We start from the raw sequence: 16467 nt of genomic DNA on the forward strand, positions 1-16467 counted from the left end.
GTGGCCCGTCTTTAGACCCGCACGGACAGGTTGTCGACCGTCTAGACGGATGCCGCGCCGCTGCGCTGCGGATCGCCGAACCGGCTCTCCAGCCAGCGGACGGCGAAATCCGCCATCTCCGCCGCCGGGACCAGGACCGAGGGCGCGGCGCCGATGGTGCCGCGCGCTCCGCCGCCCGCGGCCAGGAAATCCTCGACCACGGTGGCGAAATAGCCCTCCGGCAGCCCGTCGACGATTGGGTCGGAGGTGTCGAACTCCTCGAACCGGCGCCAGACCGTCCGCCCATCCACCAGGATCGGCGCCTCGTAGCGCACCACCCGCTTGCCGGGGATCCGGGCCAGGTGCTCGGCATGGTGCAGCAGGCTCATGGCGTCGAGCGGGGCGCCGAGCATCAGCACCTTGCCGCGGGCCTGCACCAGCCTGGCGAAGGGCGATTGCTCGCCATAGCCGTAGTCGAGGGCGTGGCCGGCGGTGAACCAGTCGGCCCGGCCGCCGACGGCGGCGAAGGAGGCGCCGGGATTGGCGCTGCGCCGGGCGCCGGGCCGGGTGCGGACCAGCTCGGCGATGGCGCCGTTGAAGCGGCGGGCGCGGGACGAGGCCGGATCGAAGGGCGGGATGTCGTCGCGTAGCTCCGCCGGAACGTTGCCATCGTCGTCCAGCAGGTCGTGGTAGTCGTCGCTCCAGTCGGTGTAGACCAGGATCGTGCCGCCCGGGCCGATCACGTCGTGCAGGGCATCGATCAGGGCATCCGGCCCGCCGAGGATGCGCCCGACCGAGCGCAGCCCGGCATGCACCATCACCGAATCGTCGGCCCCGAGGCCGATCTCACGAAGCTGCGCGGCCAGCGTCCGCCGCGTGTGGATCTCCGCAGGCAATCGGGCCTCCGATCCTAAGCCAGCCGCCGCTCGCGGCGCAGGATCCACTGCACGCCGGTGCTCTCCGTCCCGACCTCGCCCCAGATCACCACCTGGGTGGTCTTGCGGCGCTCGGTGCCGCGGCCGAGATAGATGCCTTCCTCCAGCGCCACCTCGCCGCCATAGCCGCGCAGCCGCCAGCCGTCGCCGCTGGGCAGACGGATGATGACCGAGCTGCCGCCCTGCACCGGCGACAGCTGCAGCGCCGGATGCAGGTGGAAGCGGATGGCGAAGGGCAGGCCGCGCGCGGCGTCGGTCTCGGCGAACAGGATGTCCTCGCCGCGCAGCTCGTCGCCGCTGGCCGACAGCTCCAGCCGGCGGCGATGGACCAGCCCCAGCGCCTCGCGATAGCCGTCGTGCCAGGCGTCGATCAGCACCGAATGCGGCGTCTCCTGCCGGTCGACCTCGATGGTCCGCGGCCGCTTGCCGATGCCGGCATCGCGCAGGATCTCCGCCGAATCGCGGCCGGCGACGCAGAGCGTGGAATGGGCCGGCGTGCTGCGCAGGGCGGTGTGCCAGGCGCTGTCCTCGGCGCTGCCGCGACCGGGCCAGGCGCCGCAATTGACGATCATGCGCTCGCGCCCGACCGACAGCTCGAAGGAGAGCAGCCCGGCATGGGCGCCGTCGTCGACGCCGGCCGGCGGCGGCGCGCCGACATCCAGCAGCAGCAGGGTGCGGCCGGCCATGGCGCGCTCGAAGCCGCTGTGCCGCGCGCTCTTCGGCGCCCTGCCCTTGGAATCGGCCTGGGCCAGCACGGCGTCGATCAGCACCGGCTCGCCCTCCTGCGCGTCGTTGAACAGGGCGAAGCCGCCGTCGCCATGGCGGTACAGGCGCAGCGCCGGCGCCATCCTGTCGATCGCCAGGTGCAGCGCGTCCGGCACATGCGCCTGGGCGGCGCGGAAGGCGGCGCGGATGTCGATCAGGTGGCGCAGCACGGTCAGATGGATCGCCGGGTTGCGCTGGATGTGCCCGCCGTCGGGCAGGATCTGGCGCGGCAGGCACTTGCCGAGGATGCGCTGGGCCAGGTCCAGCCGTGGCCGGCCCTGGGGCAGGGCGACGGCGCCGTAGACCAGGCCGCGCACGGTCTGGATCTGGCGCGGGTCCATCGGATCGCCGTCGGCGACGCGGGTCAGGTGGCGCAGCTGCCGCGACAGGCTGGCGAAGACCCGGGCCCGGAAGTCGTCATCGGCGCTGGCGCAGAAGAAGTCGTGGGCGCCGAGCCAGCTGGCGATGCGCTGGCCCAGGATGTCCGGCCGCCAGGTCAGCGGGTGCCAGCGGTCGTAGCGCTCGATCCAGTGGTCGATCAGCCGCCGCGCCTGGCGCCGGGCCTGGTCGCCGCCGGCGGCGCGCAGGTCGCGCAGCCATTCGAAGCCGTGCAGCGCCTCGATGAACTCGGGGGCGGCGCCGAACGGCTCCCATGGCGCGGCGGCGGCGGCCTCGTAGGTCTGGCCGCCCAGCCGGTACTGGCCGGCGATCAGGGCGGCGCCGCGTTCGGCATCGCCCGGCCAGGGATCGGGCGGCACCATCAGCAGGTCGCGCGGACCCTTGCGCCCCAGCGCCACCGAGTAGAGCGGGTTCGAATAGGCGAACCGCGCCAGCTGGTCCTGGACGCTGCGGGTGAGGGCGCGCGGATCCCGCATCGCTCAGTTTTTGCCGCGCAGGGCGGCGAGGTTGGCGGCGTAGGCCTTGGGCCCGCCGCGGAAGGCGGCGGTGCCGGCGACCAGCGTGTCGGCGCCGGCGGCGATCACCCGCGGCGCCGTCTCCGGCGTGATACCGCCGTCGACCTCGAGCCGCACGTCGCGGCCGCCCTTGTCGATCATGGCGCGCAGCCGGGCGATCTTGTCGAGCTGGCTCTCGATGAAGCTCTGCCCGCCGAAGCCGGGATTGACGGTCATCACCAGCACGAGGTCGATGTCGCCCAGCAGCTCCTCGACCATGGCGACCGGCGTGCCGGGGCTCAGCACCACCCCCGGCGACTTGCCGAGGGAGCGGATCAGCTGGACGGTGCGGTGCGGGTGCGGTCCGGCCTCGGGGTGGAAGCTGATGCGGTCGACCCCCGCCTCGGCGAAGGCCGGGATATAGGGATCGGCCGGGCCGATCATCAGATGGGTGTCGAAGGGCAGGGCCGAGCAGGGGCGCAGCGCCTTCACCACGCTGGGGCCGAAGGTGATGTTGGGCACGAAATGCCCGTCCATGACGTCGAGGTGCAGCCAGTCGGCCCCGGCCTCGGTCATGGCGCGAGCCTCCTCGCCCAGGCGGGCGAAGTCGGCGGAGAGGATGGAGGGGGCGATCAGGACCGGCTTGACCATGATCGTCCTCATAACAAGGGACCGACCGCGTCACAACCGTGACGAAGCCGGCAAGGCCGAAGGACCGGCCGGGGCGCCGCGGCGCCCCGGCCGGTCCGCGGGTTTTACTTCGCCTTCGCCAGGAACTCCTGGACGTTGTCCGGGGTCACGGTGTCGAGGCCGACATAGGTGATCTCGTCCACCTTCTCGCCCTTCTTCAGCTTCTGCAGGATCTCCATCGCCAGCACGCCCATCTGGTAGGGCTGCTGCCCGATCAGGCCGTTGGCGTAGCCGTCGCGCAGCAGTTCCAGCTCCGGCTTCAGCGTGTCGGCCGAGACCAGGACGATCTCCTTCGACGCCAGCTTGGCCTTGATCGGTTCGGCGAAGTTGCGGAAGGCGTCGGGCACGAACAGCGGCCAGCCGCCGACCGGCAGCAGCGCGTCGATGTCGGGATGCGCGGTCAGCGTGTCCTGCAGCTGCTGCACCGCCAGGGCGGCGTCGTCGTTGCAGTACAGCGGCGATCCCTCGACCTGGGTCCAGCCCTGGCCCAGCCCGTCGATCACGCCGCGCACGCGGTCGTTCAGATTGGCCGCGGCCGGGCCGCCGGAGACCATGGCGAAGGTGCCGCCGTCGGGCTTCAGCTTGGCCGCCATCTCGCCGATCGCCTTGCCCATGGCGTAGTTGTCGGTGCCGACGAAGGCCTGGCGCTTGGAGCCCGGCGCGTCGGCGTCGAAGGTGATGGTCGGGATGCCGGCCTCGACCGCCTGGTTGATGACGTTGGTCATGGCGTCGACATCGGCCACCGAGATGGCGAGGCCGTCGATGCCCTGGGTGATCAGGTCCTGCACGATCTGCGCCTCGCTGGCCGGCTCGTGCTCCACCGGGCCGATATAGACGCATTCGACGCCCAGCTTCTGGGCGGCCTCCATGCAGCCGTCGCGCGACAGGTCGAAATAGGGGTTGTTCATGGCCTTCGGCACCAGGGCGAAGCGCAGCTTGTCCTGCGCGTTGGCGCCACCCGCCATGGCCAGGACCGCGCCGAGCGCGGCCGCGGCCAAAAGAAGCTTCCTCATAATGCTCGTCCTCCCTCGTTGAACTCTCTTGTGCGCCTCAGGCCGCCCGCTTGGACCGGATGCGGTCCAGCAGCACCGCCAGGATGATGAAAACGCCGACGAAGAAATCCTGCCAATAGGGCTGCACGCCGCCCAGGATCAGGCCGTTGCGGATCACCTCGATCAGCGCCGCGCCGGTGACGGCGCCGAGCGGGCCGCCGAGGCCGCCGGTCAGGTTGGCGCCGCCGATCACCGAGGCGGCGATCACCCGCAGCTCGTAGCCGACGGCGGTGTTGGCGGGGGCGGAGCCGAGCCAGGCCAGCAGCAGCACGCCGGTGAAGGCGGCGAGGGCGCTGCAGAACACGTAGACCGAGATCTTGATCCGCTCGACCGGCACGCCGGTCAGCGCCGCCGCCTTCTCGTTGCCGCCGATGGCGAAGACGTGCCGGCCCCACTGCATGTGCCGCAGCAGGAACCAGATCATCACGGCCAGCGCCGCCATGTAGATCAGCGACGGCGGCAGGATGCCGAAGATCGGGTCGGTGCCCAGCACCCGGAACAGGTCCTTGGCCGGGCCGGCGGTGGGCGAGCCGCGGCCCTGGGTGACGACATAGACCAGGCTGCGGCAGACGCTGAGCATGCCGAGCGTGGTGACGAAGGGCGACAGGCCGAGCCGGGCGATCAGGAGCCCATTGACCAGCCCGACCACGCCGCCGACGGCCACCCCCGCCAGCACGCCGAAGGCCAGCGCCAGGCCCGGCCAGTCGACGAAGATCGGCCAGTCGGCGGTCCAGGTCATTGCCAGGCTGGTGGCGACGGCGCCGAGCGCCATCACCGACCCGACCGACAGGTCGATGCCCGCCAGGATGATCACCAGCGTCTGCCCCAGCGCCGCGATGGCGATGTAGGAGAAGTTCTGGGCGACGTTCTGCAGGTTGCGCTCGGTCAGGAACTTGTCCGAGGCGATCGTCATGACCACCATCAGGATCACCAGCGCCGCCAGGACGTAGGTGATCTGGGACGACATGATCCGGTGCAGCGGGCCCTGCCGCCGGACATTGTCGAAATTCATCGTCGCGGAGTTGGCGGCCTGGGCCATTACGCCGCCTCCAGCGCGCCGGTGATCAGGCCCGTCACCTCCTCGGGCGAGCTCTCGGCGATGCGCTTGTCGGCGACCTTGCGGCCGCGGCGCATCACGATCACCCGGTCGCACACCTCGAACACGTCGGGCATGCGGTGGCTGATCAGGATCACGGCGATGCCGCTGTCTCGCAGCCGGCGGATCAGCTCCAGCACCTCGTGCACCTGGCGCACGCTGATCGCCGCGGTCGGCTCGTCCATCAGGATCAGCTTGGCGTTGGACAGGCGGGTGCGGGCGATGGCCACGGCCTGGCGCTGCCCGCCCGACATCAGCCGGACCAGGTCGCCGGCGCGGGTCTCCGACTTCAGCTCGGCGAACAGCTCCTGCGCCCGCCGGTTCATGGCGCCATGGTCCAGCCGCCGCAGCGGCCAGGCGCCCTTCTTCAGCTCGCGGCCCAGGAAGACATTGGCGGCGGCGGTCAGGTTGTCGGCCAGGGCCAGGTCCTGATAGACCACCTCGATCCCGGCCTCGCGGGCGTCGACCGGCTTGTGGAAATGCACCGGCTTGCCCTCCAGCAGCATCTCGCCGGAGGTCGGCGGGAAGTTGCCGGCCATGACCTTGACCAAGGTGGACTTGCCGGCGCCGTTGTCGCCCATCAGCCCAACCACCTCGCCGGGCTCGATCGACCAGCTGACGCCGGTCAGGGCGTGAATCGCCCCGAAATGCTTGGCAATGTCGCGCAGCTCCAGAAGCGCCATCCCGCTCCGTTCCTCCCTGGCCCCGGTGATCCCGGCCTCGTTCGGGCGGAACTGTGAAAGAGAGCGCGGCGAAGCGCAAATTGTTTTTGTCTGATTATTAGCGAAAGAGTGAGGGGATCAGGACCGCCGCTTCAGCCGGGCGATGTGGAAGCCGTCGAGGCCGCCGAGGTCCGGCCAGTGCGAGGGCAGGGTGCGGACGTCGCCGGCCGGGGTCAGGAACTCGGCCGACCCGCCGACCTCCGACGCCGCCACCGGCACGCGGATCAGGCGGTCGTCCTCGGCCAGCAGCCGGTCGATCTGCGCCTCGCCCTCCTCGGGCAGCAGCGAGCAGGTGCACCAGATCAGGATGCCGCCCGGCCGCACCAGCTCGACCGCGCGGCGCAGCATCCGCGCCTGCGCCGCGGCCAGCTTGGCCACGTCCTCCGGCCCCTTCAGCCGCGGCACGTCGGGGTGGCGGCGGATGGTGCCGGTGGCGCTGCAGGGCGCATCCAGCAGCACGCCGTCATAGGGGGCGCCGCCGGTGAAGGTCTCGGCCTCCGCAGTGTGCAGCTCGGCGGCGAGGCCGAGCCGGCCGAGATTCTCCGCCACCCGCTTCAGCCGCCGGGTCGAGCGGTCGAGCGCGGTCACCGCGGCGCCGGCGGCGGCCAGCTGCGCCGTCTTGCCGCCCGGTGCTGAGCAGAGGTCGAGGATGCGGCGGCCCGGGATCGGGCCGAACAGCCGGGCCGGCAGGGCGGCGGCGGCGTCCTGCACCCACCAGGCGCCCTCGGCGAATCCCGGCAGCTCCGGCACCAGGCCGCCGGCCTCGCGCCGCAGCGTCCCGGTCGGGAGCGGCCGGGCGTCGAGCTGCCCGGCCCAGAGATCGGGGTCGGCCTTGACCGAGAGGTCCAGCGGCGCCTCGTGCAGATGCGCCTCGGCGATGGCGGCGGCGGTGGCGGCGCCATAGGCCTCGGCCAGGCGCGACCACAGCCAGTCCGGCGTGTTCAGCCGGGCGGCGTCCTGACCGGCCAGAAGGGCCGGGCCGTCCTCGGCCAGCCGGCGCAGCACGGCGTTGACCAGGCCCTTCATGCCGGCGAAGCCGGTCAGCCCGGCCAGCTCGACCGAGGTGTCGACCGCGGCGTGCGACGGCGTCGCCAGGAACAGGCGCTGGGCCAGGCCCAGGCGCAGCACGTCGCGCACCGTGGCGGCGCCCCGCGGCAGCGGCGTGTTCAGCGCGCCGTCGATCAGCGCGTCGATCTGGCCCAGGCGGCGCAGCGTGGTGGTCAGCAGCAGGCGGGTGAAGGCGCGGTCGCGCGGTTCCATGCCCTGCAGGGCGAGATGGGAATCGAGGGCCTCGTCGATCGGGCGCCGCTGCGCCAGAACGGCCCGCAGCAGCTCGACGGCGGCCTTGCGCGTGGCCAATCCGGTGTCGGTCATGCGCGGGATGTAGACCATCGGCGCCGGGCGGACCAGTGCCAACGCGCACTTTCGCGTTCGGCCCCGCCGCGCCATGCTGGGGCAAAGAGGGAGAACACGCCGATGCCGCCGGACACCACCGCCGCCCGCCGCCTGTATCTGGAGGACCTCGAGGTCGGGCAGCGCTTCGGCTCGGGCACTGTCGCGGTCACGCCCGAGGCGATCAAGGCCTTTGCCGCCCAGTTCGACCCGCAGCCCTTCCATCTCGACGAGGAGGCGGCGAAGGCGACCTTCTTCGGCGGGCTCGCGGCCAGCGGCTGGCACACCGCGGCCCTGACCATGAAGCTCCTGGTCGGCGGCGAGTTCCTGCCGGTGGGAGGGCTGATCGGCGGCGGCACCGACGAGATGCGCTGGCCGCGCCCGGTGCGCCCGGGCGACGTGCTGCGGGTCGAGAGCGAGGTGCTGGAGATCCGGCCGTCCCGGTCGCGCCCCGACCGCGGCATGGTCAAGACCCGGATCACCACCCTGAACCAGGCCGGCGAGCCGGTGCAGGTGATGGTCGCGAACATGGTGGTTCCCAGGCGGCCGGCTTAGCTGGCTTGGCGGCCTTTCTCCTTCCCGTCATGGCGAGGAGCGAAGCGACGTGGCCATCCAGGGGCCGGTGCGAGCGGCCCTGGATGGCCACGCCCCTACGGGGCTCGCCATGACGGGTCAATACTTCAGACGACGGGCCCTATCCCAGCAGCCGCGCCACCAGCGCCGGCACCTCGCGGATCGAATCGAGGGTGTGGAAGCCGGGCGGCGCCACCTCCGGCCGGCTCACCGCCTCATGCGCCCAGGTGATGCGGTAGGGGATGTGCACCGCCTGGCCGCCGAGGTCGAGCACCGGCAGGATGTCCGAGCGCATCGAGTTGCCGATCATCAGGAACCGCTCCGGCGTCGCGCCGGCGCGCTGCAGGATCCGGCGATAGGTCGCCTCGTCCTTCTCGGCCACGATCTCGACGCTCTCGAACCGCTCGGCGAGGCCGGAGCGGGCGACCTTGCTCTCCTGGTGGAACAGGTCGCCCTTGGTGATCACGATCAGTCGGATCCGCCCCGCCTTCGCGTCCGGCGCCAGCGCGTCGAGCGTCTCGGCCACGCCGTCGATCAGCTCGACCGGATGGTCCATCATCGCCTTGCCGAGGTCGAGGATGGTGCGGATCTCGCCGGCGCCGATGCGGCCGCCGGTGATCTCGATCGCAGTCTCGATCGTCGACAGGGTGAAGCCCTTCACGCCGTAGCCGAAGCTCTTCAGGTTGCGTGCTTCGGTGTCGAGCAGGGTGCGTTCGAGCGTCTCGGCGTCGACCCAAGGGGCGAGGAGGGCGACCAGCCGGGCATGCGTCTCCTCGAACACGGATTCGCTGTGCCACAGCGTGTCGTCCGCGTCGAAGGCGACGGTCAGGGGGGCGGGCATCGGGACCGTCAGCTCCGACGGGCGACGAAGCCGGTGATCGACTCGGTCAGCGCGTGCAGGGCGAAGCCGAGGAACAGGACGCCGGAGGCGCGGACGAACCAGATCTCGTGCCGGCGGTAGAAGCCGCGCACCGCCGAAGCGCCGGCGACGGCGACCAGGATGACATAGGCGGCGACGGCGCCGAGGCAGGCGGCGCCGACCAGGGCCGGCAGCTCCGACCAGGTCAGGCTGGCGGCATAGCTGGTGAGCAGGGCGGTGAAGGTGGCGACGGCCACCGGATAGCCCTTCGGGTTGGTGACGCCGAACAGCAGGCCCCGCAGCAGCGGCCGCCGCACCGACGTGTCGATCGTTCCGTCGGAGCCGCGGCGCACGGTCAGCGCCGACCAGCCGAGCCACAGCAGATAGGCGCCGCAGATCAGCCCGAGCGCGTCGAACACCGCCGGGCCGATCACCTGGGCGCCGATGATCGCGGTCAGCGCCAGCGCCGACCACAGCGCGTCGCCGACCAGGTGGCCGCACAGGAAGGTGGCGCCGGCCTTTCGCCCCTGGCCGGCGGAGATGCCGAACAGGGCCAGCACCGCCGGCCCCGGCGAGATGCCGTAGGCGAAGCCGGCGAGGCCGGAAGCCAAAAGCAGGGTGCCGTTCACGATTCCTCCGAAACAGCGGGGCTGCGGTCGCAGCCGGCTCCAAAATCGGCCATAAGGGACGCCCGGGGCAAGCCCGGCGCATTGGGCGGAGGACGGGATGGACACGACGGAGATCCTGAGGCGCTTCGATACCGAATTGCGGCGCGCCCCGGTGCAGGCCGATCCGGCCTACCGGGTCGAGCCGCTGCCTGACGTCACCCGCATCATCGGCCCCGGGCTCGGGGTGCATGACAACTTCGTGCTGTGGAGCCGGCTCGACGCCGCCTCGGCCGACGCCGCGATCGCGCGGGAAGCCGCGTTCTTCGCGAGCGAGGGCCGGTCTGTCGAATGGAAGCTGTACGGCCATGACGCGCCGGCCGATCTCGGCCAGCGTCTGCAGGCTGCCGGCTTCGTGCCGGAGGAGCCGGAGACGCTGCTCGCGCTCGACCTCGACGGCCCGCTGCCTTCGCCGGTTGACCCGGAGGGCGTGACGGTCGAGCGGGTGGTCGACCCGGTGCGCTTCGGCGCCATCGACGACCTGATGGCCGCGGTCTACGGCGCCGACGACGACTGGCGGTCGGAGGTGCTGGGCGCCGAGATCGCGGCGGCGCCCGACCGGCTGTCGGTCTATCTCGCCATGGCCGACGGCCATTGCGTCTCGGCCGGCTGGATCCGGTTCCATCCCGGCACCGCCTTCGCCGATCTGTGGGGCGGCTCCACCCGGCCGCACTGGCGCGGCCGCGGCATCTACCGCGCCCTGGTGGCGAAGCGGGCCGCCGAGGCCAAGACCCGGGGCTTCCGCTTCCTCACCGTCGACGCCTCGCCCGACAGCCGGCCGATCCTGGAACGGCTCGGCTTCCGGGCCTTGACCACGACCACGCCCTATGTGCGGGACGCTGAAGGCTGAGCGTCTGTACCGGTGTGGCCTGGAGTAAATCGTCATGGCGAGCGAAGCGTGGCCATCCAGTCTTTCAGCCCCGCTGATAGTGGCGACAGACTGGATGGCCACGCCCCTTCGGGGCTCGCCATGACGGCTTGAGTTTCCCGTAATCCGCTCAACCGCGGCCGATATAGGGCATGTTCGTCGCCATCACCGTCACGAACTGGACGTTGGCGTCGAGCGGCAGCGACGCCATCATCAGCACGGTGGTGGCGACATGGGCCGCGTCCATCAGCGGCTCCGGCCTGATCGAGCCGTCGGCCTGGGGCACGCCCTTGGCCATCTTCGACGCCATGTCGGTGGCGGCGTTGCCGATGTCGACCTGGCCGCAGGCGATGTTGTACTTCCGCCCGTCCAGCGAGGTCGACCGGGTCAGGCCGGTGATGGCGTGCTTGGTCGCGGTGTAGGGGGCGGAGTTCGGCCGCGGCACATGGGCCGAGATCGAGCCGTTGTTGATGATCCGGCCGCCCTGCGGGTCCTGGTCCTTCATGATCCGGAACGCCTCCTGCGTACACAGGAACGGCCCGGTCAGGTTGGTGTCGACCACCGCCTTCCACTGCTCGAAGGTCAGCTCCTCCAGCGGCACGCCGGGGGCGCTGACGCCGGCATTGTTGAACAGCACGTCCAGGCGGCCGAAGCGGGCCTTGGCGGCGTCGAACAGGGCGCGGACGCTGTTCGGGTCGGTGACGTCGGTCGGCACCGCCAGGGCCTGATCCGCCGGCGCGCCCGACACGCGGATCGTCTCCTCCAGCGCGTCCTGCCGGCGGCCCGCCAGCACCACCCTGTAGCCCTCCTTCAGGAAGGCCAGCGTCACCGCCCGGCCGACGCCCGACCCGGCCCCCGTCACCAGCGCCACCTTGCTTGCCATCTGCGTCTCTCCCGTATCGATCCCGGGGTCGGCTGCATCCGCCCCGCGTCCAGACGGACCCTAGCGATTATGTCCGACTTAGTCAGCCGGATTGCGCGGCGAGGCGGCGGAACGGGTTCAGACCGCCGCCTGCAGCTCCGCCGCGCCGTCGGTAACCGAGGCCAGCACGCTCTTCACCACGAAGATCTGGCCCAGCTTACGGGCCACGGCCTCCCATTCCGGGCAGGCCTCGCGGCGGAGGGCGATGGTCACCCGCATCTCTTCGCCCTGGCGCTCGGCCGACACCTGGTCGGGCACCATGTCGCGCAGGCAGAACGGCTCGAGCAGGCGGGGCAGCAGGTTGGTGTCGGCCAGGCCGACCACGTGAAAAACGACCTGCGCATCGTCGCGGGTCATGGTCATCGTCTTCTCCCGGGGAAACGCGAACAGCAACGACGAAGACCCCGGGGGAGCCGGCACGGCCGGCCCGGGGCCTAGTGGCTAATTCGCAGGGAGCGCGTGGTGACCATGACTCATGGTTAGCCGGTGGATGTCGGATTGGCAAGTCTGCGGGACGCGGCGGCGTCGCTCAGGACCGTCGCTGTAGGAAAAGACACCGGGCATCGATTGACTCCGCGGACGGTCACTCTATGAATCCTCGCTTCACAAGAACAGCGTGGCCGGCCAGCGGCCGCGCCTCGGCGGTGAGGAAGGGCCATGAAGTCTGGCGGCGGGGCGCGCCGTGTCGTGCCGGCGATGCTGCTGGCGGCGGTGCTGGCCTGGGCCGGACCAGCCGCGGCGCAGGAGGTCCCGGCCCGGCCGGAGGCGGGCGGCTTCCGCCTGGGAATCCAGCCCTGGCTGGGCTACGGCCTCTGGCATGTCGCGGCGGCGAAGGGGCTGTTCCGGGCCGAGGGTCTGCCGGATGTCGAGATCGTGACCTTCGCCGAAGACCGGGAGATCAACGCGGCACTGGCCGACGGCTGGCTCGACGGTGCGGGCGTCGCCACCCATACCGCCCTGATGCTGGCGGCGGCGGGAACGCCGATCCGGATCGTCGCGCTGCTCGACGTCAGCATGACCGCCGACGCCATCATCGCCGGCCCGGGGATCGAGACCGTGGCCGACCTCAAGGGCAGGGAGGTGGCCTATGAGGCGGGCAGCACCAGCCACATGCTGCTCAGCTCCGCCCTGGACCGGAACGGCATGAGCCTCGCCGACATCACCTCGGTGGCGATGCCGGCCCTGGATGCCGCCGCCGCCGTGACGGTGGACCGCACCGCGGCGGCGGTGAGCTACGAGCCCTACCTGTCCCTCGCGCGGCTGGTCGATCCGTCGGTCCGGCTGCTGTACACGGCGGCCGAGGAGCCCGGCCTGATCTCCGACGTCTTCGTCGTGCGCGAGGAGGTGGCGGCCGGTCGCCCGGGCCAGGTCGCGGCGCTGCTCCGCGCCTGGCAGGCGGCGCATGACGATTACGAGAAGAACAGGGCGGACGACCGCGCCATCATCGCCAGGGCGGTGAAAGCGATGCCGGAACAGCTGTCGACCGCCTTCGACGGTATCACCTTCTATTCCCTGCCGGAGAGCAAGGCCCAACTGACCGGCACCTTCGCCCGGCAGGTCATCGCCGATGTGGAGGAAGCGGCCCGGGCCGCCGGGCTGCTGCGGGGCGAGGTCGATGCCGCAGCGCTGATCGATCCGCGCTTCGTCGGCGCCGTCGTCCCGGGCCTGTGACGGCCGGCCTGGTCAATGCAGGGTGATGTCGGTGTCCAGCGTTTCAACCTGCGCGACGCCCATCTCGGCGCCGACCCGCATATTGGCGGTCGCCCGCTCGATCAGGTGCGTGACGCCTTCGGCATCGACCGCGGCGGCGATCATCTGCCCGGTCAGGAAGGCGAGAGCACCGATCAGCGCGCCGCTGAGGGCATGGGGATCGCCGCCGACCTCGTCGGCGTAATCCTCGGACCGCTCGCCGATCAGCGCGAGAAGATCGCTGTGGATCTGTTGGGTCAGGGGACCGATGGTGTCCATGTCCATCCTCCTCGGCGGCGTTCCCGGGCAGGGCCGGCCACGCCGGCTATCGGGTCAATAGCGCCCGGGCAAAGCCGGTTCCGGCCGCGGCTGCGGCATCCGGGCCCTGTGCCGCCGAAAGAATTCGGGGTGTTGCCGCTTTGTTCAAGAGAGGGCGGGCGCTATGCTGGGCCATACCTATCGCGTCGGCTGGCGAGCCCGATGCACGGGACACAAAAGGCCATCGGCCGCGGGGGAGGGCCATGTTCAGCCACATCACGGTGGGCACCAACGACATCGATCGGGCCAAGCAGTTCTACGACCAGGTGCTGGCGGCGATCGGGCTGCGCTGCCAGCTCGACGACCGGGTCGCGGGCTGGCTGTGCTACGTGCCCGAGGGCGACAGCGGCCCGGAATTCCTGATCTGCCGCCCGATCAACGGCGAGAAGGCGACCTTCGGCAACGGCGTCACCATCGGCTTCAACGTGCGCGAGCGGACGCAGGTCGACGCCTTCCACCAAGCGGCGTTGGCCGCGGGCGGCGCCGACGAGGGCGCGCCCGGCGTCCGGCCGCACTACCACCCGAACTATTACGGCGCCTATGTCCGCGACCCGGACGGCAACAAGCTGTGCTGCGTCTGCCACCGGGCGGACGCGCCGGGGCTGTTTCCCTGACCGCCGTGTCTAGGCCGGCTGCTCCGTGATCGAATCGACGCGGTCCGGGTAGAAGGCCAGGTGGTCCTTGATCGCGGCGACGGCGTCGTAGGGCGCCTCGTAGCTCCACACCGCGTTCACCGCCTGCTCGCCGCCCGCCGGGATGCTGTAGTAGGCGGCGTCGCCCTTGTAGGGGCAGTGGGAGGCATGGTCGGTGCGCTGCAGCGCCGCCATGTCGACGTCCTGGCGCGGGATGTACTGCACCGGGGGATAGCTCGCCTCGCGCAGCGTCAGCGCGTTGCGGCTGTCGGCGATGACCCGGCCGCCGGCCGTGACCACGACCCGGCCCGGATTCGGCGCGATCGTGATCGGATGGTCGGGTCCGGGGATCTTCCTCGGCTTGTCGCTCATGGCGCGATCCTCGCTGCTGTGTCCGGATCTCCGATGTGGGGCCGGGGCCGCGGCGAGGGAAGGGGCGGTCAGAACTTGCCGTGGCGGAGATAGGCTTCCTGCGGCGAGACGCCCTCGAGGATCGCCTTCCGCACCAGGTTCTCCTGCCGCATCACGTCCTCGACCCGGCCGACCACCTCCTCGGCCAGGGCGTCGGGGATGACGACGATGCCGTCGATATCGGCCACCACCCAGTCGCCGGTGGCGATCCGCACCTGGCCGATGGTGATCGGCTCGCCATAGGCCTCGGGCACCCAGGCGGCAACGATGTCGCGCGGGGTGCGGAAACGGGCGAAGACCGGGAAGCCCAGCCTGCGGATGAAGGCGTTGTCGCGCGACCCGCCGTCGACGATATAGCCGCGCACGCCGCGCGACTGCAGCGCCTCCGCCGACAGCTCGCCCATCAGCGCCCGCACGTCGTCCTGCGGCTGGCAGATGGCGACATGGTCCTTCGGCACCACCGTCAGCAGCTCGGTCCAGGCTAGAAGGCTCTGATGCGCATCGACCGTGTCGTCCGGCCGGCCGCGGATGGTGAAGACGCGGCCGGAGACGCGGGTGTCCGGGTCGATCGCGACAATGGTCCGCGGCAGCACGCAGTTGGCGTGACCCAGGTCGCGCAGCACGTCGTAGACGGCCCCGGAATAGCAGGCCTCCAGCCGGGCGGTCAGGTCGGTCATGGTTGGTCCTCCCCAGGACGCAGCGTCACGTCATGATCTTGTTTTTGCTGTCATTGGGCTTGACCCGGCAATCCAGAGGATGTCGAGGCCTTCTGGATGCCCGGGTCAAGCCCGGGCATGACAATAAGGGGGGCCGCATCCCATCCTCGGGACCGTGTCACGCCGCGACCGGCGGCAGCCAGCCCTGGGCCTCGCGCCAGTCCTTCGGCAGGCCGGCGAAGCGGTCGAGGCGCATCGTCGACAGGTCGGCGAAGCTGCAGGCGCCGTCGATGATCAGGTCGCGGATGGCGTGGCCGCTGGCCGGCGACAGGCCGAAACCGACGCTCGACATGGTGGCGACGATGGCGTTGTCGAAGCCCGGCATCCGGTCGATCACCGCGCGCCCGTCCGGCGTGTTCTCGATCACGCCGGACCAGCTGCGGATCATCCGCACATGCGCGGCCTTCGGGAACAGCTCCATCAGCCGGCGGCCGATGTTGCGCAGCAACGGGCTGGACGGCTTCGGCGGCGTCGAGAGGTCGACCGGCGGCAGCCATTCATGCGGGCCGCCGCCATAGACCAGGTTGCCGCGCAGCGTCTGCCTTCCATAGAGGCCGTTGCCGTCGACCCCGCTCATCGGCATCGGCGGCAGGGGCTCGGTCACGATCATCTCGGCCCGGCCGGAGGCGACCGGCAGGTCGACGCCCAGCATCCCGGCCAACAGGCCGGTCTGCGGCCCGGCCGCGATCACCACATGGTCGCAGCCGAAATCGCCGCGGTCGGTGCGGATTCGAGTCACCTTGCCGCCGGCCGTCTCGAAGCCGGTCACCGTGCAGTGCTGCAGGATGCGGCCGCCATGGTCCTGCAGCGCCCAGGCATAGGCCTGGGAGGTGCGCTGCGGGTTGGCGTGGCCGCCATAGTTCAGCAGATAGCCGCGCTCGACGGTCTCGCCCACCAGCGGCGCCAGCTCGCGGATCTGCTTGCCGTCCAAGGTCTCGTAATGGAAGCCCTGCTTCTCGCCCATCCGGACCCAGCCCAGCATGAACTCGACGTCCGATTCATGCAGCACGATCTTCAGCCGGCGCGGCTGGTGCTCGGTCGGATAGCCCAGAAGCTCGTCCATCTGCGGCCACAGCCGCTGCTCCTCGGCGAACAACGGGCTCTGCGGATGAGTGCAGCCGCCGCCGTTGCGGCCCGAGGCCTCCCAGCCGACGATGCCCTTCTCCAGCACCAGCACGTCGACGCCGTCGCGCGCCAGCCACCATGCGGTGCTCAGCCCGGTGACGCCGCCGCCGATGACGACGACCGAGGCGCCGCTCTTCTCCGTTCCCGCCATGATCCGCCCTCCGC

General features: G+C 71.1%; 19 protein-coding genes. 4 read left to right on the forward strand and 15 right to left on the reverse strand.

All coding sequences use genetic code 11. The annotated features are described in order from the left end of the window. Window positions 1–41: 41 nt before the first annotated feature. The 7 genes from aac(3) to G537_RS0114820 all read right to left on the reverse strand — a co-directional run bounded on the left by aac(3) (window position 42) and on the right by G537_RS0114820 (window position 7548). Complete coding sequence (gene aac(3) / locus G537_RS0114790; protein WP_026870780.1) at window positions 42–875, reverse strand: aminoglycoside 3-N-acetyltransferase; 834 nt, start codon at window positions 873–875, stop codon at window positions 42–44. Between the two features lie 14 nt (window positions 876–889). Continuing rightward, window positions 890–2554 carry a heparinase II/III family protein gene (locus G537_RS0114795; protein ID WP_026870781.1) on the reverse strand — a complete coding sequence of 555 codons (1665 nt, stop codon included), beginning with the start codon at window positions 2552–2554 and terminating at the stop codon, window positions 890–892. 3 nt (window positions 2555–2557) lie between these two features. Beyond that, window positions 2558–3223 carry a ribulose-phosphate 3-epimerase gene (gene rpe / locus G537_RS0114800; RefSeq protein WP_026870782.1) on the reverse strand — a complete coding sequence of 222 codons (666 nt, stop codon included), beginning with the start codon at window positions 3221–3223 and terminating at the stop codon, window positions 2558–2560. 104 nt (window positions 3224–3327) lie between these two features. Continuing rightward, complete coding sequence (locus G537_RS0114805) at window positions 3328–4275, reverse strand: sugar-binding protein (RefSeq protein WP_026870783.1); 948 nt, start codon at window positions 4273–4275, stop codon at window positions 3328–3330. A gap of 37 nt (window positions 4276–4312) precedes the next feature. Next, on the reverse strand, window positions 4313–5353 hold the full coding sequence (locus G537_RS0114810) for an ABC transporter permease (protein WP_026870784.1): 1041 nt from the start codon (window positions 5351–5353) through the stop codon (window positions 4313–4315). Further along, entirely contained in the window at window positions 5353–6093 is a 741-nt protein-coding gene (locus G537_RS0114815) for an ATP-binding cassette domain-containing protein (protein ID WP_026870785.1), read from the reverse strand. Before G537_RS0114815 ends, G537_RS0114810 begins: the two co-directional genes overlap by 1 nt. A 117-nt stretch (window positions 6094–6210) precedes the next feature. Then, window positions 6211–7548, reverse strand: coding sequence for an RsmB/NOP family class I SAM-dependent RNA methyltransferase (locus G537_RS0114820; RefSeq protein ID WP_342665209.1), 1338 nt, complete (start codon window positions 7546–7548; stop codon window positions 6211–6213). A gap of 60 nt (window positions 7549–7608) precedes the next feature. Between G537_RS0114820 and G537_RS0114825 the strand changes: the two genes are divergently transcribed. Next, on the forward strand, window positions 7609–8079 hold the full coding sequence (locus tag G537_RS0114825; protein ID WP_026870787.1) for a MaoC family dehydratase: 471 nt from the start codon (window positions 7609–7611) through the stop codon (window positions 8077–8079). Window positions 8080–8218: 139 nt separating this feature from the next. Here G537_RS0114825 and G537_RS0114830 read toward each other — a convergent pair whose 3' ends face one another. Both G537_RS0114830 and G537_RS0114835 read right to left on the reverse strand, forming a co-directional pair. Further along, entirely contained in the window at window positions 8219–8938 is a 720-nt protein-coding gene (locus tag G537_RS0114830; protein WP_026870788.1) for an HAD family hydrolase, read from the reverse strand. Between the two features lie 8 nt (window positions 8939–8946). Then, complete coding sequence (locus G537_RS0114835; RefSeq protein ID WP_026870789.1) at window positions 8947–9585, reverse strand: LysE family translocator; 639 nt, start codon at window positions 9583–9585, stop codon at window positions 8947–8949. Window positions 9586–9682: 97 nt separating this feature from the next. On the opposite strand from G537_RS0114835, the gene G537_RS0114840 reads away from it, so the two are divergent. Next, on the forward strand, window positions 9683–10471 hold the full coding sequence (locus G537_RS0114840; RefSeq protein ID WP_026870790.1) for a GNAT family N-acetyltransferase: 789 nt from the start codon (window positions 9683–9685) through the stop codon (window positions 10469–10471). A gap of 148 nt (window positions 10472–10619) precedes the next feature. On the opposite strand, the gene G537_RS0114845 is transcribed toward G537_RS0114840, so the two are convergent. Beyond that, window positions 10620–11372: an SDR family oxidoreductase gene (locus G537_RS0114845; RefSeq protein WP_026870791.1), complete on the reverse strand. Its 753-nt coding sequence runs from the start codon at window positions 11370–11372 to the stop codon at window positions 10620–10622. Window positions 11373–11489: 117 nt separating this feature from the next. After that, entirely contained in the window at window positions 11490–11774 is a 285-nt protein-coding gene (locus tag G537_RS38080; protein ID WP_034851770.1) for a hypothetical protein, read from the reverse strand. 294 nt (window positions 11775–12068) lie between these two features. On the opposite strand from G537_RS38080, the gene G537_RS0114855 reads away from it, so the two are divergent. Then, on the forward strand, window positions 12069–13082 hold the full coding sequence (locus G537_RS0114855) for an ABC transporter substrate-binding protein (protein WP_026870792.1): 1014 nt from the start codon (window positions 12069–12071) through the stop codon (window positions 13080–13082). A 12-nt stretch (window positions 13083–13094) separates the two neighbouring features. On the opposite strand, the gene G537_RS0114860 is transcribed toward G537_RS0114855, so the two are convergent. Continuing rightward, entirely contained in the window at window positions 13095–13379 is a 285-nt protein-coding gene (locus tag G537_RS0114860) for a hypothetical protein (RefSeq protein ID WP_026870793.1), read from the reverse strand. 242 nt (window positions 13380–13621) lie between these two features. Here G537_RS0114860 and G537_RS0114865 point away from each other — a divergent pair, with 242 nt between their 5' ends. After that, on the forward strand, window positions 13622–14032 hold the full coding sequence (locus G537_RS0114865) for a VOC family protein (RefSeq protein ID WP_026870794.1): 411 nt from the start codon (window positions 13622–13624) through the stop codon (window positions 14030–14032). Window positions 14033–14041: 9 nt separating this feature from the next. Here the strand turns inward: G537_RS0114865 and G537_RS0114870 are convergent, their stop codons facing one another. The 3 genes from G537_RS0114870 to G537_RS0114880 all read right to left on the reverse strand — a co-directional run bounded on the left by G537_RS0114870 (window position 14042) and on the right by G537_RS0114880 (window position 16453). After that, the gene (locus tag G537_RS0114870; protein WP_026870795.1) at window positions 14042–14422 is read right to left on the reverse strand and encodes a DUF427 domain-containing protein; all 381 of its coding nucleotides are present in this window, start codon (window positions 14420–14422) and stop codon (window positions 14042–14044) included. 68 nt (window positions 14423–14490) lie between these two features. Continuing rightward, window positions 14491–15138: an RraA family protein gene (locus G537_RS0114875; RefSeq protein WP_026870796.1), complete on the reverse strand. Its 648-nt coding sequence runs from the start codon at window positions 15136–15138 to the stop codon at window positions 14491–14493. 157 nt (window positions 15139–15295) lie between these two features. Continuing rightward, window positions 15296–16453 carry an NAD(P)/FAD-dependent oxidoreductase gene (locus G537_RS0114880; RefSeq protein ID WP_026870797.1) on the reverse strand — a complete coding sequence of 386 codons (1158 nt, stop codon included), beginning with the start codon at window positions 16451–16453 and terminating at the stop codon, window positions 15296–15298. Window positions 16454–16467 lie beyond the last annotated feature (14 nt).

This window comes from Inquilinus limosus DSM 16000, from assembly GCF_000423185.1.
Taxonomy (GTDB): Bacteria; Pseudomonadota; Alphaproteobacteria; order DSM-16000; family Inquilinaceae; genus Inquilinus; species Inquilinus limosus.

Excerpts from the sequence above, each read along its gene's own strand:
- G537_RS0114795 (WP_026870781.1), bottom strand. The coding sequence starts at position 2,554 with ATGCGGGATCCGCGCGCCCTCACCCGCAGCGTCCAGGACCAGCTGGCG.
- rpe (WP_026870782.1), bottom strand. The coding sequence starts at position 3,223 with ATGGTCAAGCCGGTCCTGATCGCCCCCTCCATCCTCTCCGCCGACTTC.
- G537_RS0114805 (WP_026870783.1), bottom strand. The coding sequence starts at position 4,275 with ATGAGGAAGCTTCTTTTGGCCGCGGCCGCGCTCGGCGCGGTCCTGGCC.
- G537_RS0114810 (WP_026870784.1), bottom strand. The coding sequence starts at position 5,353 with ATGGCCCAGGCCGCCAACTCCGCGACGATGAATTTCGACAATGTCCGG.
- G537_RS0114815 (WP_026870785.1), bottom strand. The coding sequence starts at position 6,093 with ATGGCGCTTCTGGAGCTGCGCGACATTGCCAAGCATTTCGGGGCGATT.
- G537_RS0114825 (WP_026870787.1), top strand. The coding sequence starts at position 7,609 with ATGCCGCCGGACACCACCGCCGCCCGCCGCCTGTATCTGGAGGACCTC.
- G537_RS0114830 (WP_026870788.1), bottom strand. The coding sequence starts at position 8,938 with ATGCCCGCCCCCCTGACCGTCGCCTTCGACGCGGACGACACGCTGTGG.
- G537_RS0114840 (WP_026870790.1), top strand. The coding sequence starts at position 9,683 with ATGGACACGACGGAGATCCTGAGGCGCTTCGATACCGAATTGCGGCGC.
- G537_RS0114845 (WP_026870791.1), bottom strand. The coding sequence starts at position 11,372 with ATGGCAAGCAAGGTGGCGCTGGTGACGGGGGCCGGGTCGGGCGTCGGC.
- G537_RS38080 (WP_034851770.1), bottom strand. The coding sequence starts at position 11,774 with ATGACCATGACCCGCGACGATGCGCAGGTCGTTTTTCACGTGGTCGGC.
- G537_RS0114855 (WP_026870792.1), top strand. The coding sequence starts at position 12,069 with ATGAAGTCTGGCGGCGGGGCGCGCCGTGTCGTGCCGGCGATGCTGCTG.
- G537_RS0114860 (WP_026870793.1), bottom strand. The coding sequence starts at position 13,379 with ATGGACACCATCGGTCCCCTGACCCAACAGATCCACAGCGATCTTCTC.
- G537_RS0114865 (WP_026870794.1), top strand. The coding sequence starts at position 13,622 with ATGTTCAGCCACATCACGGTGGGCACCAACGACATCGATCGGGCCAAG.
- G537_RS0114870 (WP_026870795.1), bottom strand. The coding sequence starts at position 14,422 with ATGAGCGACAAGCCGAGGAAGATCCCCGGACCCGACCATCCGATCACG.
- G537_RS0114875 (WP_026870796.1), bottom strand. The coding sequence starts at position 15,138 with ATGACCGACCTGACCGCCCGGCTGGAGGCCTGCTATTCCGGGGCCGTC.
- G537_RS0114880 (WP_026870797.1), bottom strand. The coding sequence starts at position 16,453 with ATGGCGGGAACGGAGAAGAGCGGCGCCTCGGTCGTCGTCATCGGCGGC.